Genomic DNA, 14,343 nt, shown 5'->3' with positions numbered 1-14,343 from the left:
ATTGTCACATTTAAATTTAAAACACATGGATATACCATCCACCATAATGGGATTGGGCTTACTCCTGGTATTCATAGGCCCCATTGGTTACCTTTTGGTAAACCAATCTGTCCAGGAAAAACACCGTAAAAAAGCAATTTTTGAAGTTGCTGCAAAAAAAGAACTTAACCTTAACAGGTTTGATTTTTTACCAGATCTTTCTCTTGGTCTTGACGAAGAGAAGGATCAATTCCTGGTCATTAGCTTCGGAAAGAAAAAAATAACCCGGGTCCTTGATCTAAAGGATATTTCCCGTTGTGAGATCGGCAAAAAATATGAAGGGAATAAAGTCTCTTCTGCAGTTGATGATATTCGGGAAGTAACCCTGGTATTAGATCAAAAAAATGCCCCTTCAGAAACTATTGTTTTTTATAAAGAAGAGTTGCACTCGGTCATTGAAAAAGAGATGCGACTGCAAATGGCCAATACCTGGCGCGGTATAATTTCTGACCGCTTACAATAATCTTAAAATATTAATTGCTTAAAGAGGAGTCTTCGGCTCCTCTTTTATTTTTCAGCAGCTTCATCAACCGCCGTCACTGTTGAAAATATACTGAATAATCTAACCTATTTACGGCATTTCTGAAAAAGTAAAATCCTCTGAAGGCACCTGTAAAATAAGGCTGATTAAGAATCATTTAGGTTAGCTTTAATACAATTTCACAACCTCCTCTTGTATCTTTGAAAGGCGCGGCTAAACAACTTTAAGGCCGTTTTTTTTCCTCTTGTTTTCGAGAGGGAACAAGAATTTACTAACCATCTCTGAAAAGAGAAAAATCAGCACAGGAATTCTATGATCAATAATGGTTCTTCCAGGTTAGCGATAGTTACGGGTGGAAGCAGCGGAATTGGCCGTGCAGTTGCTAATAAATTGCAGCAGAACGGGGTCACAGTTATCGTTGCTGACAAAACCGAACCCTCTGCCGAAGACAAATTGATCTTTAAAAAGTGTGATGTAAGTTCCGCTAAAGACATCGAAGCACTTTACTCCTGGGTTAGTAAAAATCATGGTATTCCCGATTACCTCATCCTGAATGCAGGCCAGGGAATACAGGAGAAATTATCTGAAGGAGATCCTGAAAAATGGCAACAGGTCATCCACACAAACCTGATGGGGCCACTGCGCTGCATCAGAGCTTTCACTCCTGGAATGTTGGAGCGAAAAAGCGGGAATGTGATCTTTATCTCCTCTGTCTCTGCCAACCAGCCTCACCCTTATGGAGGCATCTATTCAGCCTCGAAAACTGCGCTGGAAGTCATAGCCGAGACCCTTCGGCTTGAAACAATCCCCCACCTTAATGTCACGGTCGTAAGTCCGGGAATAGTTAAAACAGATTTTTTTGAGAATCAGATCTCAGGAAACAACAATGTAGAGGACATGGGTATGGGTGCTATATCTGCCGAAGAGATCGCAGAAGATGTACTCTATGCCCTGAAGAAGAAGCCGGGTACAAGTATTAATAAAATTGTGACGCGGCCAAATCTTCAAACTTTTTAACCAACCAAAAATTAGATTTTAGATGCAGAAGAAAGTGTTAATCACAGGAGGCGCAGGATTCATTGGCTCCCATCTCGCCGACGAACTAATCGAAAAAGGTCACCAGGTACGTGCCCTGGACAACCTGTCTGAACAGGTGCACGGGCCAAAGGTGAAGAGACCTGAGTACCTCAACAAGCAAGTAGAACTACAAATAGGTGACGTGAGAGATCGCAAGGCGGTTGATAAGGCATTGCAAGATATTGATGCGGTATTTCACCTGGCCGCCATGGTGGGAGTTGGCCAAAGTATGTACCAGATTAAAGATTACACCGAGGTCAATAACGTAGGTACTGCCGTTCTTATGGAGGCCCTTATGGAAAAACCGGTGGAAAAGCTGGTGGTGGCCTCAAGCATGAGCATTTATGGCGAAGGACTTTATCTCGACAGCCGGGGAAACCAACACGTGGAATGCGAACGAAAATTATCCGACCTTAAAAAGGGAAACTGGGAAATGTATGATGACAATGGAGAAATATTGGAACCCGCACCTACTTCAGAAACAAAAAAGCCGAATTTATCCTCCGTGTATGCTCTTTCAAAATACGACCAGGAAAGGTTGAGTTTGATCAGCGGGAAAGCATACAATATTCCAACCACCGCACTTAGGTTCTTCAATGTTTATGGAACCCGTCAGGCACTCTCCAATCCCTACACCGGGGTGCTTGCCATTTTTGCCAGCCGCCTGCTTAACAATAATCCGCCGCTAATTTTTGAAGACGGAAAACAAAAAAGGGATTTCATACACGTAAAAGATGTAGCCCGTGCCTGCCGGCTAGCTATGGAAACTCCTGATGCTGACGGCAAAGTATTCAACATTGGCAGTGGCAACAGGTATACTATTGAAGAGATCGCTCACAAACTTGCCGAGGTTATGGGCAAGGCGCATATCAAACCTGAGATCACAGGCAAATACCGCGTGGGAGACATTAGACATTGTTCCGCCGACAGGGCCAGAGCGAAAGAAATATTAGGATTCGAGCCGGAGGTAGACTTTAAAGAAGGATTACATGAACTGGCTGAATGGCTGAAAACGCAGATCGCTACAGATAGTGTAGACAAAGCAAGTGAGGAACTTTCGTCAAGAGGATTAACCGTCTAAACTAAAAAAGCATGGAATTATCAAAAAATATAACTTCAGCAACAATTGGAATACTGGAATGGTTCAGGCCCGGAGAATATGAAGAGGTGCGAAATACCATTGCCGACCTTAAAAAGATAGGTGTAAAGCACCTAAGGACTGGAATTTCGTGGGCTGATTGGTATGTTGACGGAACTGAAGAATGGTATGACTGGCTTTTTGAAGAACTAAGTCAACATGTGGAGATCCTGCCCTGCTTTTTATACACTCCGCCCTCCATAGGTGAAATGGAAAAAACCTCAGCTCCACCCAAAGACCTGAAGGCGTTTGCAGATTTCCTCGACATCATGATCAAAAAATACGGCCGGTACTTCGAATGGGTTGAGCTGTGGAACGAACCGAACAACAAGATCGAATACGATTATACCCTTGACTATTCCTGGAACAAATTCTCTACCATGATAGGAATGGCCGCACATTGGGCTAAACAGAACGGGAAAAAGACCCTTTTGGGAGGTATGAGCCCAATCGATCCAAATTGGTTACAAATGATGATCGAGCATGGTTTACTTGAAAAAATTGATGCTGTTGGTCTCCATGGTTTTCCCCATGTTTTCGATCAGCAATGGAAAGGATGGGATGTAAACATCAGTGCCGTAAGAGAAACTCTTGAAAAAGCAGGTTATGAAAAGGAGATCTGGATCTCTGAAGCCGGATTCTCTACCTGGCAGAATGACGAGGTAAAACAATATCAGGAGTTTGTGAATGTCTTAAAAGCCGATGCCGATCGTATCTACTGGTATTCCCTGAATGACCTCAATCCAAAGAATGCTACTGTAGGTGGTTTCCATCTTGATGAGCGGGAATATTTCTTCGGAATGAAGAAAGTAGATGGCACCAGAAAACTGCTATACAAATTACTTCAGAAGGAAGGAATTGAAAACATTGGAAGCCATTCTTATATTGAAAAACGCTACAGAATAGAAGAAAAAGAAAAATACATACTGATCACCGGCGGTGCCGGTTTTATTGGCACTAATCTGGCTTCCCGTTTCCTCAGCGAAGGGAAAAGAGTGATGATCTTCGACAGTCTTTTTCGTGATGGCGTGGAAGAGAACTTAAAATGGCTCCAAAGCGAATATGGGGAGAAATTGATCATCCAGATCTCCAATATCAATGAAACCCGAATCCTGCAACAATGCGTCAAACATGCTTCGGCAGTCTTCCACCTTTGCGCCCAGGTCGCCGTAACTTCTTCGGTTGAAAATCCGGTGCATGATTTCGATGTAAACCTGAGTGGCACTTTTCATCTTCTGGAGGCGATCCGGAAGTTAGATCACCAGCCGCCCCTGCTCTTTACCTCCACCAATAAGGTTTATGGAAACCTTCAGGAGGTAAAAATGCAGGAAAACGAAAACCGCTTTTATCCGGCAGACCGAAAAATGAAAAAATATGGCATCAATGAAAAAATACCGCTGGATTTCCACAGTCCCTATGGGTGTTCAAAAGGTGCTGCCGAACAATATATTCTCGATTATTCCAGAACGTATGGCCTCAAGACCTGTGTCTTTAGGATGAGTTGTATCTACGGCCCACACCAGTTTGGAAACGAAGATCAGGGTTGGGTAGCACATTTCCTCATTAGCGCCCTCCAAGATAAGCCCATCACGATCTACGGAAATGGAAAACAGGTACGCGACATACTCTACGTACAGGATCTAATAGACGCCTTTATGCTCGCCCATGAAAATATCGACAGGGTTGCTGGCGAGGTTTTCAACATAGGTGGTGGTCCGGACAACACGGTGAGTTTACTGGAGATCCTTAAGCTTATAAAAGAAAAAGCCGATAAAGAAGTTGAGGTAAGTTTTAAAGACTGGCGCACGGGAGATCAATTCTACTATGTTTCTAACACCTCAAAATTTAAAGAAGCAACAGGATGGGAACCGAAATTCTCAGTAGATGAAGGAGTAGAGAACCTTTTAAGATGGCTCTGCGAAAACCGCAACATTGAATTGCCGGCGAATATTAAATCTTCAAAAGCTATAGCAATATGAGTTCACCTAAGACCCTCGAGGAAGTACAATCGCCAAACAAAGCAGACGCGAATTATATGGCTGCTGTATTAGAAAGTCCCAAAAAGGTCATTTTAAAAGAACTTCAAATTCCGGAACCCGGTTTGGGTGAGGTCCGTATTAAGCTCGAAGGTTCGGGAGTGTGCGCTTCCAATATTCCTATGTGGGAAGGTAGAGACTGGTTCAACTATCCTGTCTCTCCGGGCGAACCCGGGCATGAAGGCTGGGGCGTGATAGACGCTGTCGGCGATGAAGTTGAGAATTTGAGAAAAGGCGACCGCGTTACGGCGCTTAGCTACCATGCGTATGCAAGTCATGATATTGCAAGTGCCGAAAGCGTAGTTAAGCTTCCGGAGTTCCTCAACAACAAACCTTTTCCCGGGGAGCCATTGGGATGCGCAATGAATATTTTCAAAAGGAGTGACATCCAAAAAGGGCAGAAAGTGGCTATCGTGGGCAGCGGATTTTTAGGAAGTCTGCTCGTGCAACTCGCAAAATCTGAAGGGGCCGAAGTTATCGCCGTCTCCCGAAGGGATTTTTCACTCGAAACCGCTAAAAAAGCTGGTGCAGATCACCTGGTAAAAATGGATGATCATTATAAGATCATTGAAAAGGTAAAGGAACTTACGAATGGCAACTTCTGTGAACGGGTGATAGAAGGTACCGGAAAGGAATGGCCACTGAACCTTTCAATTGAATTGACGGCTGAGCGGGGAAAATTGATCGTCGCCGGATTTCATCAGGATGGTATGCGCAGCCTGAATGTGCAGTTACTAAACTGGAGGGGAATTGATATGATAAGTGCACACGAAAGAGATCCTCAGAAATACATCGAAGGAATTGAGGCCGCCATTGAAGCAGTAAAAACGGGAAAAATGGATCCGTTCTGGTTATTCACTCATAGCTTCACTCTTGAAGAAATGGAACAAGCCTATGAACATTTGACCAATCGGCCGGACGGCTTTGTTAAAGCATTAATTACAATCAACTAACCAAAGAATGATCGAAACACCACCAACTAAAAAAGAATTGAACCTCGGTTTCCTGGGTGTAGGCTGGATTGGCCGTAACCGCATGGAAGCTATTTTAAACAATACTTCGGCAACCGCCGGTGCCATTGTAGAGCCCGACGCTGAAAATGCAGAAGAAGCTAAAAAAGCAGCCAAAAATGCCATTTTTAAAGACTCTTCAAAAGAGCTTATCTCTGATCCCAATCTTGACGGGATCGTTATTGCCACTCCCAGTGCCATGCATGCGCAGCAGAGTATCGAGGCCCTGAATTCCGGAAAAGCAGTTTTCTGCCAAAAACCTCTGGGCAGAAATTCTGAAGAGGTACGCAAGGTAGTGGCAGCTTCAAAAAAAGCTGATAAATTTCTGGCAGTCGATCTTTCCTACCGCTATACCAAAGCATTTAAAGCCATTTTTGATCTCATCAAAAACGGAGAGATAGGAGACATTTACGCTGTAGACCTGGTATTTCACAACGCCTACGGCCCAGATAAAGAATGGTTTTATGACATCAAAAGATCGGGTGGTGGTTGTGTGATGGACCTGGGAATTCACCTGGTAGATATGGCGCTTTGGACGCTAAACTTTCCGAAGATCAAAGAAGTGAGGAGCCACTTATTCCATAAAGGTCAGAAAATGGATTCTTTTGAGGAACACGTGGAAGATTTTGCGAGTGTGGCAATGACTTCAGAAAAAGACCAGGTAATCAACCTTGAATGCTCCTGGCATGTTTCCGCAGGAAAAGATGCGGTAATAGAGGCGAAATTCTACGGCACCAGGGGAGGCGCCTCTTTTAAAAATGTCAACGGCTCTTTCTATGATTTTACAGCCGAAAAATATCACGGCACACAGACTGAGACCCTGGTGACCCCGCCGGACGAATGGAGCGGCCGCGCAGGAGTGGTATGGGTAGAAAACCTTTTACAGAACAACAAATTTGATCCTGCAACCGCAGAAGAACTTATACAAACCGCTGAAGTAATTGACCGAATCTATGGAAGATAAAAAACTGAAAATATTAATGACTACCGATACGGTAGGAGGAGTGTGGGTTTATTCCCTGGAACTCTGCAGAGCTCTTGAAAAATACGGAGTTCAAATTCATTTGGCAGCAATGGGTGCCTGGCCTTCACCTGCACAGCAGGTTGAGGTGGAGAAAATGCCAAACGTGCTGCTCTACAAGAGTGATTACAAACTGGAATGGATGACAGATCCGTGGGAAGACGTGGAGCAATCCCGCAAATGGATCAATAGCATCTACCACACCATAGAACCTGATATTGTTCACTTCAACAATTACGCTCATGTGGAAGAGAGCTGGAAGGCTCCCGTGATCACCGTCTTCCATTCGTGCGTGCAAACCTGGTGGCAGGCTGTTAAAGGGAAAGAAGCCCCTCATGAGTGGGATCATTACACCAAAACCGTGCAGGAATCCTTGGAAGCTTCAGATGTCGTAGTGAGTCCAACCAAAGCTATTCTTGTAAAAGCCAGGGATACACATCATTTTTCTTCAGATTCAAAAGTGATCTATAATGGTCGTAATACTTTTTCTTCGGAAGAAGTACCAAAAGAAGATATTATCCTTTGCATGGGCAGAATGTGGGATGAGGCCAAGAATCTGAAGCTGCTTTCGGCTTTCGCCGAAAAATTGCCATGGCCGGTTTACGTCGCCGGAGATCCCATAAATCCTGACACCGGAAAAGAATGCAAGTTCGAGAACATCAAAATGCTGGGGAAATTATCCAATGAAAAAGCTCAGCGCTGGATGCAACGCGCCAGGATCTTTGTGAGCCCAACCCGTTATGAACCTTTTGGTTTGGCAATCCTGGAAGCAGCGGCCAATGGATGCGCACTGGTCTTGAGCGACATTGATACCTTAAAAGAACTATGGCATGATGCCGCTCTTTTCTTTGATCCTCAGGACAGGGCTGAAGCTGAAAAGACCATACTTCGTTTACTCGGCAATGAACAGTTCATCCGGGAACTTTCAGAAAAAGCAAGATCAAGAGCGCAGCAATTTTCCGCAGAAAAAATGGGGAAAGGCTATTATCAGCTGTATAGTCAAATAATCAAAAAGGAACCCAAAGCAGTGAGTGTATGAAGATCGTGATGTTTTATCATTCCCTCTATTCTGACTGGAACCATGGGAATGCACATTTTTTAAGGGGAATTATTAAGGAGCTTCAAAAACGTGGGCACAATGTGGACGTGTATGAACCCGAAGGCGGCTGGAGTTTGAAGAACCTGATAAAGGACTATGGTGCGGAGAAAATTGATGAATTTCGGCAGTATTATCCTACCCTGAATTCCCAGTTCTACAACCCCGAAAAAAAGCTGAATTACGAAAATATTTTGGGAAAGGCGGACCTGGTAATCGCGCATGAATGGAACGATTCTTTTTTGATCCAGCAACTGGGAGACCAAAAAGATAATTTTCATTACAAATTGCTCTTTCACGATACTCATCATCGTGCAGTTTCTGATGAACAGAGTATGGCTAAGTTCGATCTATCAAATTTTGATGGCGCCCTGGTCTTTGGAGATGTCATTAAGAAGATCTACCTCGAAAAAGGCTGGATAGAAAACGTGTGGACCTGGCATGAAGCAGCCGATGCCGACCTTTTCAAGCCACACCCCGATACTGAAAAAGAAGGTGATCTGGTTTGGATCGGTAACTGGGGAGATAATGAGCGAACCGAGGAATTAATGGAATTTCTCATTGAACCGGTGAAAGAACTGGGAATAAAAGCAAAGGTATACGGCGTGCGTTATCCTGACGAAGCCAAAAAAGCATTGGCCGAGGCCGGGATCGAATATGGCGGCTGGCTACCCAATTACAAAGTGCCCGAAGTTTTTGCAAAGTATAAAGTGACCATACACGTGCCGCGACGGCCGTATGTTCAAATGTTGCCGGGGATCCCTACTATCCGGCCTTTTGAAGCTATGTCCTGCGGAATTCCGTTGATCTGTTCCCCCTGGAATGATGCCGAACACCTGTTCTCTCCCGGTGAGGACTACCTGGTAGCTTCAAACGGAAATGACATGGGTTACAGAATAGCCGAAGTTCTTAAAAGTCCTCATCTGGCACAGAGTCTGTCCCAAAACGGAAGGAATACCATTCTAAAAAAACACACCTGTGCCCACCGGGTGAATGTCCTTGAGATGATCCTGCAGGAATTGGACATACCCGATGAAAAGATATTTCCTATTCAGAATAAAAGTCTGGAAGCATGAAAAATAAGCTCAAAATTGCCTTTTTTGGATCCAGTATCGTGTCAGCATATTGGAACGGTGCCGCCACTTATTACCGCGGAATTGTGAAGGCCCTGCATAAAATGGGACATGAAGTGACATTTTACGAACCTGATATTTATGAGCGGCAGAAGCACCGGGACATTGAAGATCCTGATTGGTGCAAGGTCATCGTGTATCCCGAAGATAAAGTGACGCTGGAGGCCCTTCTGCGGAAAGCTTCGGAAGCGGATGTCATCATTAAAGCAAGTGGGGTGGGTGCCTTTGATGAGTTTTTGGAGTATGAGGTGACCCAGCTGAAAAAGGATGATAACCTCATCATTTTTTGGGACGTGGATGCACCGGCAACCCTTGATCGCATTGAATCGGATCCTGCAGATCCTTTCAACGAGCTTATCCCAAAATACGATTTCGTGCTCACCTATGGGGGCGGGCAACCGGTAATAGATGCCTATGAAAGGAACGGCGCGAAAAGGTGCATTCCTATTTACAATGCCCTGGATACCGAAACTCATTATCCTGTAGAACCTGAGGAAAGGTTTGAAGCCTCCCTGGCATTTTTAGGGAACAGGTTGCCCGACAGGGAAACGAGAGTGGAAGAATTTTTCATTGAACCGGCTAAAAATCTTCCGAAGGAGAAATTCATCCTCGGCGGAAGCGGCTGGGGTGATAAAGACATTCCCAAAAACATCAGCTATGTTGGCCACGTCTATACTAAAGATCACAACGCCTTTAACTGCACCCCAAAAGCAGTACTGAACATAAGCCGCGACAGTATGGCGAAGTACGGATTTTCACCCGCAACCCGCGTTTTTGAAGCAGCCGGTGCAGGAGCCTGTATCATTACCGATTACTGGAAAGGCATAGAGAGCTTTTTCGAACCCGGAAAGGAGATCCTGGTGGCGAAATCCGGACAGGAAGTGACAGACATCTTAGCTGGGTTAACTTCTCAAAAAGCCAAAGCAATTGGCAAAGCAGCCTATAAAAAAGTGCTGGCTGAACATACCTACGAACATCGCGCTGAACTGCTGGAAAAGGTAATTTCCGCAAAACTGCAGGATGAAAATGCAACCGTCGAACAAAAACAATAGAATATGAAATTTGTAATCATCGGCCTCTCGATCACCTCTTCCTGGGGCAACGGCCACGCTACCACCTATCGAGCGCTTATCAAAGAATTAAAGGCATTAGGTCATGACATCCTTTTCCTGGAAAAAGATGTGCCGTGGTATTCGGGTCACCGGGATATGCCGGATCCCAATTGTTGCCGCCTCGGGTTGTACAAAACAAATGAAGAGCTAAAAACCGATTATAAAAAAGAGGTTTCAGAAGCTGATGTAGTGATCGTCGGTTCGTATGTACAGCAAGGCGTAGAAGTCGGGAACTGGGCGATCGAAACTGCCAATGGGGTAACGGCATTCTACGATATTGATACGCCGGTAACCCTCGCCAAACTTAAGCGGAAGGATTACGAATACCTCCACCCTGACCTGATCAAAAAATACGACCTGTATCTGTCATTTTCGGGAGGTCCAATTCTGAAATATCTCGAGGAGCATTACGGTTCTCCGCGAGCCAAAGCTCTCTATTGCTCTGTGGATCCCGATCTCTATTTTCCGGAAGATAAACCGGTGAAATGGCAAATGGGCTATTTGGGAACATACAGTACAGACCGCCAACCAACCGTGCAGGAGCTGCTGAACAAACCTGCAGCCGAGTTCCCGGAGGAAAAATTCGTGGTGGCCGGGCCGCAATATCCGGAAGATTTTCCCTGGGCGCCCAATGTTCAGAGGATTGAACACCTTCCTCCTGCTGAACATCGCAGCTTTTACAATTCCCAAAAATATACCCTCAACGTGACTCGGGAAGATATGATCAAGGCAGGATATTCTCCCAGCGTGCGGCTTTTTGAAGCTGCCGCTTGTGGTGTTCCTATCATTTCTGATTACTGGGAAGGGATCGACAGCATTTTTGAACTGCACACGGAGATCCTGATCGCCACTTCGTCCGGAGACGTACAGGATTATTTTATGAGCATTTCAGAAGAGCAGCGTAAAAGAATTGGGGAAAGGGCACGACAAAAAGTGTTGAAGTCCCATACTGCAAGGGCACGTGCAAAAGAACTTGAAAGCTATGTACAGGAAGCATTCCAGCTTTCTGAGAACGTTTAATATTTGATCTATGTCTACAGAAGCAGAAGTAAAAGAACTGGCTCCCTGGTTTCACAATATTCACCTGCCGGACGGTACTCATACTGCCCCGGACCACTTTTTAGGCGATTTCCCGGCATTTAAGTGGAAGAACATCAAAACCTCTATTCCAGAAGACTTAACCGGCTGGAAGGTGCTGGACATAGGTTGTAATGCCGGATTCTATTCCATTGAGCTGGCAAAAAGAGGTGCAGATGTGTTGGGAATAGACCTGGACGAGCATTACCTAAAACAGGCGCGATGGACGGCGGCCCAATTCGGGCTGGATGACAAGATACAGTTCAGGCAGATGCAGGTGTATGATCTAGCACATACCGAAGAACAATTTGATCTTGTCTGGTTCATGGGAGTGTTTTACCACCTGCGGTATCCCATGCTGGCAATGGACATACTCACTCAAAAAGTGAAAAAAATGATGGTCTTTCAAACGCTTTCTCTTCCGGGGAAGGAGGAGATGGAAATTCCGGAAGATGTGGAATTCCACCGCCGGGAGATCATGAAAAATGATAGCTGGCCAAAAATGGCATTTATCGAGAATAAACTTGCGGGCGATCCCACGAACTGGTGGGCTCCAAATCATCAAGGTATTATTTCCCTGCTTCGCAGCTGCGGATTTAAGGTTACCGCAATGCCCGAAGATGAAACCTATATTGCTGAAAAAGACAAAACTCTCTACTCCAGCCTTGACACCTGGAATTATTCAGAATATCTCTCGGCTGTTGGGAAAGATTGGAAAGAAGAGGCGAAAAAGAAGACGAAAAAATAAGAACCTGCAAGGTTTGTTTTAACCCTGTAGGTTTAAGTTATGTCCGACTTATTAAACCTGCGAGGTTTCTTTTTAACCTCGTAGGTATACTTTTCCCTCAGTTTTCGTTGTATTATCCTCCCTTAAAATAGAGACCTACGAGGTTTTGAAAACCTCGCAGGTCCAATTTTTTACCAGCCCGGTTCTATTTCAAAATTCTCCGGAGGAGTAGCTCCTTTTAAATGTTCCACGAAATAATCCCAGCGACGGCGCATCATATAATAGCTGTCTTTCCCATACCCATGTCGTGCATTTGGGAAAATGATCAGGTCAAAGTCTTTGTTGGCATCAATTAAAGCATCCACAACCAGGTAAGTGTTGTATGGAGGCACATTATCATCAAGTCCACCGTGGGCCAGGAGCAATTTTCCCTGCAGGTTTTCGGCATAGTTCTGATTAGCCTGTTGCACGTAATTATCACCGTCTGCTGTAGGTGTTAAAAGTCCGATGTACCGTTCTCCCCAATCATCTTCATAGTTCCGGTTGTCATGGTTTCCGGATTCTGCAATCCCAACTTTGTAGAATTCCGGATAACGGAACATGGCTGCGGCAGCCGCAAATCCACCTCCGGAATGACCCCAGATCCCAACTTTTTCGAGGTCCATATAAGGACGCTCTTTTGCCAGTTGTTTCATTCCAGCTATTTGATCTTCCAAAGTATTTCCGGAGATATTTCCGTAGCAGGCATCGTGAAAAGCTTTCGACCTTCCCGGATTACAGGTGCCGTCAATGACCACTACGATAAAACCAAGTTCAGCCAGAGCCTGGTGATCTGACCGGGCAGCGTAAAAAGAACGGGGACCCAATCCCCCGCCCTGCGGACCAGGATATACATAATTCACCACCGGATATTTTTTCGACTCATCAAGATCAGTAGGTGTGAACACCAGTCCGTAAAGATCCCAACGGCCATTAGCCGACTTTACAGTGACCGGCTCTGGAGCTTTCCAGCCCATTCCCTCAAGTTTAGAAATGTCCGCTTTTTCCAAAGTAGCAATTAATTTTCCTTTGTTGTTGCGCAGCACTGAAACCGGAGGTGTAGTGGGAGTTGAATAATTGTCAATAAAATAATCTCCCTTTGGCGGAAAATATACCTTGTGATTGGCATTTTCGGGAGTTAAAAGTTTAAGGTTTTTTCCGCTAAAATCAATTCTGTACAGGTTTGAGAAATAGGGATCCTGCCCTTCTTCCCGTCCCTGAGCCTCAAAGTAAAGAACCCGGTTGTTCTTTTCATCTACTCTTAGGAGTTGAGTAACTACAAAATCGCCTTTTGTGATCTGATTTTTTAGGTTTCCTGTCTTGAGGTCATACAAATAAAGATGCCCCCAATTATCCCTTTCTGAATACCAGATGATCTCATCGCTCTTGGGCAAATACTTCCAGTTAATGCTGCCCTGTCCTGATTCATATTGCGTTGGCACGATCTCTTCCAGAACTTCTCTCACCTCTCCGGTCTCTGCATCGGCAATTCTGAGCTTTGCCTCCTTGTGATCGCGGGACGTTGAAACAAAAGCCAATTTCGTAGCGTCTTCATTCCAGTAGTTATCATCAAAATCTCCCGAACACGAGATATCATCGCAAAGTGTGCCGCGACGGGGATCTGCCGGAACATCCAGTTTGACAATCTCTTGATCCTCCAGATCAATGATAACCCGCTCTATTTGTATCACTTTTTCATCTCCAGGAATGGGATACTTCCAGCTTTGCAAATTAGGTTCTCCCACCTTGGTCTCGACCAGGTACATATCGCTCACATGCCGCTGGTCCTGCTTAAAGGTGGCGATCTTTTTAGAATCTGGTGACCACAACAAAATTGGGCGGTCACTTTTACGCCAGCCGGCATTATCGGTAGCATAACCGTAGTTCTCTATCCCGTCTTTAGTAAGTTGCGTTTCCTCGCCTGTTTCCAGGTTTCGTATCCATAAATTCCAATTGCGAATGAATGCTACCTTCTTTTTGTCGGGAGAAAGCTTTTCATTTCTTGCGACTTCAGGAGTCTTATCAGCTGATATCTTTGCTTTTTTAAAGAGTTCTTCTTCGGAAGCAGCAATTACTTTTTTCCCGGTTTTTGGATCTACAACGACATATTCGGTTCCTTCGGGTGTTGAGATCCCATACCAGAAACGGCCGTCATTGAGCCAATTCGGTCTTACATTTTCCCGCTTCACGAGTGGATTTGCATTAAACCTGAGAAATTTCACGGCATGCTCATAATCTTCGGCCGTTATTTGTTCTTTAACCTCGTTTTGAGCGAGCATGGTTATTCCGCAGAGATTAATGAAAAGTAGGGTTAACAGGGTGTTATTCATTTTAGGAGTTTAGGTTTAAAGAATATA

Annotated in this window: 12 protein-coding genes; 11 read left to right on the top strand and 1 reads right to left on the bottom strand. The window is 44.8% G+C overall.

Translation table 11 applies throughout. The annotated features are described in order from the left end of the window. Positions 1–25 precede the first annotated feature (25 nt). The 11 genes from ACNORC_RS02820 (at position 26) to ACNORC_RS02770 (ending at position 11,968) form a co-directional block, all read left to right on the top strand. Positions 26–502, top strand: coding sequence for a hypothetical protein (locus ACNORC_RS02820; protein WP_418334072.1), 477 nt, complete (start codon positions 26–28; stop codon positions 500–502). 330 nt (positions 503–832) lie between these two features. Beyond that, on the top strand, positions 833–1,537 hold the full coding sequence (locus tag ACNORC_RS02815) for an SDR family oxidoreductase (RefSeq protein ID WP_418334071.1): 705 nt from the start codon (positions 833–835) through the stop codon (positions 1,535–1,537). A 22-nt stretch (positions 1,538–1,559) separates the two neighbouring features. Further along, positions 1,560–2,678 carry an NAD-dependent epimerase/dehydratase family protein gene (locus tag ACNORC_RS02810; protein ID WP_418334070.1) on the top strand — a complete coding sequence of 373 codons (1,119 nt, stop codon included), beginning with the start codon at positions 1,560–1,562 and terminating at the stop codon, positions 2,676–2,678. 11 nt (positions 2,679–2,689) lie between these two features. After that, positions 2,690–4,714: a GDP-mannose 4,6-dehydratase gene (locus ACNORC_RS02805; protein WP_418334069.1), complete on the top strand. Its 2,025-nt coding sequence runs from the start codon at positions 2,690–2,692 to the stop codon at positions 4,712–4,714. Further along, positions 4,711–5,724: an MDR/zinc-dependent alcohol dehydrogenase-like family protein gene (locus ACNORC_RS02800; RefSeq protein ID WP_418334068.1), complete on the top strand. Its 1,014-nt coding sequence runs from the start codon at positions 4,711–4,713 to the stop codon at positions 5,722–5,724. Before ACNORC_RS02805 ends, ACNORC_RS02800 begins: the two co-directional genes overlap by 4 nt. 7 nt (positions 5,725–5,731) lie before the next feature. Then, positions 5,732–6,745, top strand: a complete 1,014-nt coding sequence (locus ACNORC_RS02795; protein ID WP_418334067.1) for a Gfo/Idh/MocA family protein — start codon at positions 5,732–5,734, stop codon at positions 6,743–6,745. Beyond that, positions 6,735–7,841 (top strand): glycosyltransferase family 4 protein, encoded by a 1,107-nt coding sequence (locus ACNORC_RS02790; protein WP_418334066.1) that lies wholly within the window; start codon positions 6,735–6,737, stop codon positions 7,839–7,841. The genes ACNORC_RS02795 and ACNORC_RS02790 overlap by 11 nt, the downstream gene beginning before the upstream one ends. Then, on the top strand, positions 7,838–8,974 hold the full coding sequence (locus ACNORC_RS02785) for a CgeB family protein (protein ID WP_418334065.1): 1,137 nt from the start codon (positions 7,838–7,840) through the stop codon (positions 8,972–8,974). Before ACNORC_RS02790 ends, ACNORC_RS02785 begins: the two co-directional genes overlap by 4 nt. Further along, on the top strand, positions 8,971–10,083 hold the full coding sequence (locus tag ACNORC_RS02780; RefSeq protein ID WP_418334064.1) for a CgeB family protein: 1,113 nt from the start codon (positions 8,971–8,973) through the stop codon (positions 10,081–10,083). The genes ACNORC_RS02785 and ACNORC_RS02780 overlap by 4 nt, the downstream gene beginning before the upstream one ends. Before the next feature lie 3 nt (positions 10,084–10,086). Continuing rightward, positions 10,087–11,163 carry a CgeB family protein gene (locus tag ACNORC_RS02775; protein ID WP_418334063.1) on the top strand — a complete coding sequence of 359 codons (1,077 nt, stop codon included), beginning with the start codon at positions 10,087–10,089 and terminating at the stop codon, positions 11,161–11,163. A gap of 10 nt (positions 11,164–11,173) precedes the next feature. Beyond that, positions 11,174–11,968 (top strand): TIGR04290 family methyltransferase, encoded by a 795-nt coding sequence (locus ACNORC_RS02770; protein WP_418334062.1) that lies wholly within the window; start codon positions 11,174–11,176, stop codon positions 11,966–11,968. Positions 11,969–12,138: 170 nt separating this feature from the next. Here ACNORC_RS02770 and ACNORC_RS02765 read toward each other — a convergent pair whose 3' ends face one another. Continuing rightward, complete coding sequence (locus ACNORC_RS02765) at positions 12,139–14,316, bottom strand: S9 family peptidase (protein WP_418334061.1); 2,178 nt, start codon at positions 14,314–14,316, stop codon at positions 12,139–12,141. Positions 14,317–14,343 lie beyond the last annotated feature (27 nt).

The sequence above is a fragment of the Salinimicrobium soli genome, assembly GCF_048323655.1.
GTDB classification, from domain to species: domain Bacteria; phylum Bacteroidota; class Bacteroidia; order Flavobacteriales; family Flavobacteriaceae; genus Salinimicrobium; species Salinimicrobium soli.
Note: the sequence above shows the minus strand (reverse complement) of the source record. Positions and strands in the feature narration are given on the sequence as shown.

Coding starts and splice junctions, on each gene's coding strand:
- ACNORC_RS02795 (WP_418334067.1), top strand. CDS start 5,732: ATGATCGAAACACCACCAACTAAAAAAGAATTGAACCTCGGTTTCCTG.
- ACNORC_RS02775 (WP_418334063.1), top strand. CDS start 10,087: ATGAAATTTGTAATCATCGGCCTCTCGATCACCTCTTCCTGGGGCAAC.
- ACNORC_RS02765 (WP_418334061.1), bottom strand. CDS start 14,316: ATGAATAACACCCTGTTAACCCTACTTTTCATTAATCTCTGCGGAATA.
- ACNORC_RS02805 (WP_418334069.1), top strand. CDS start 2,690: ATGGAATTATCAAAAAATATAACTTCAGCAACAATTGGAATACTGGAA.
- ACNORC_RS02770 (WP_418334062.1), top strand. CDS start 11,174: ATGTCTACAGAAGCAGAAGTAAAAGAACTGGCTCCCTGGTTTCACAAT.
- ACNORC_RS02815 (WP_418334071.1), top strand. CDS start 833: ATGATCAATAATGGTTCTTCCAGGTTAGCGATAGTTACGGGTGGAAGC.
- ACNORC_RS02785 (WP_418334065.1), top strand. CDS start 7,838: ATGAAGATCGTGATGTTTTATCATTCCCTCTATTCTGACTGGAACCAT.
- ACNORC_RS02810 (WP_418334070.1), top strand. CDS start 1,560: ATGCAGAAGAAAGTGTTAATCACAGGAGGCGCAGGATTCATTGGCTCC.
- ACNORC_RS02820 (WP_418334072.1), top strand. CDS start 26: ATGGATATACCATCCACCATAATGGGATTGGGCTTACTCCTGGTATTC.
- ACNORC_RS02790 (WP_418334066.1), top strand. CDS start 6,735: ATGGAAGATAAAAAACTGAAAATATTAATGACTACCGATACGGTAGGA.
- ACNORC_RS02800 (WP_418334068.1), top strand. CDS start 4,711: ATGAGTTCACCTAAGACCCTCGAGGAAGTACAATCGCCAAACAAAGCA.
- ACNORC_RS02780 (WP_418334064.1), top strand. CDS start 8,971: ATGAAAAATAAGCTCAAAATTGCCTTTTTTGGATCCAGTATCGTGTCA.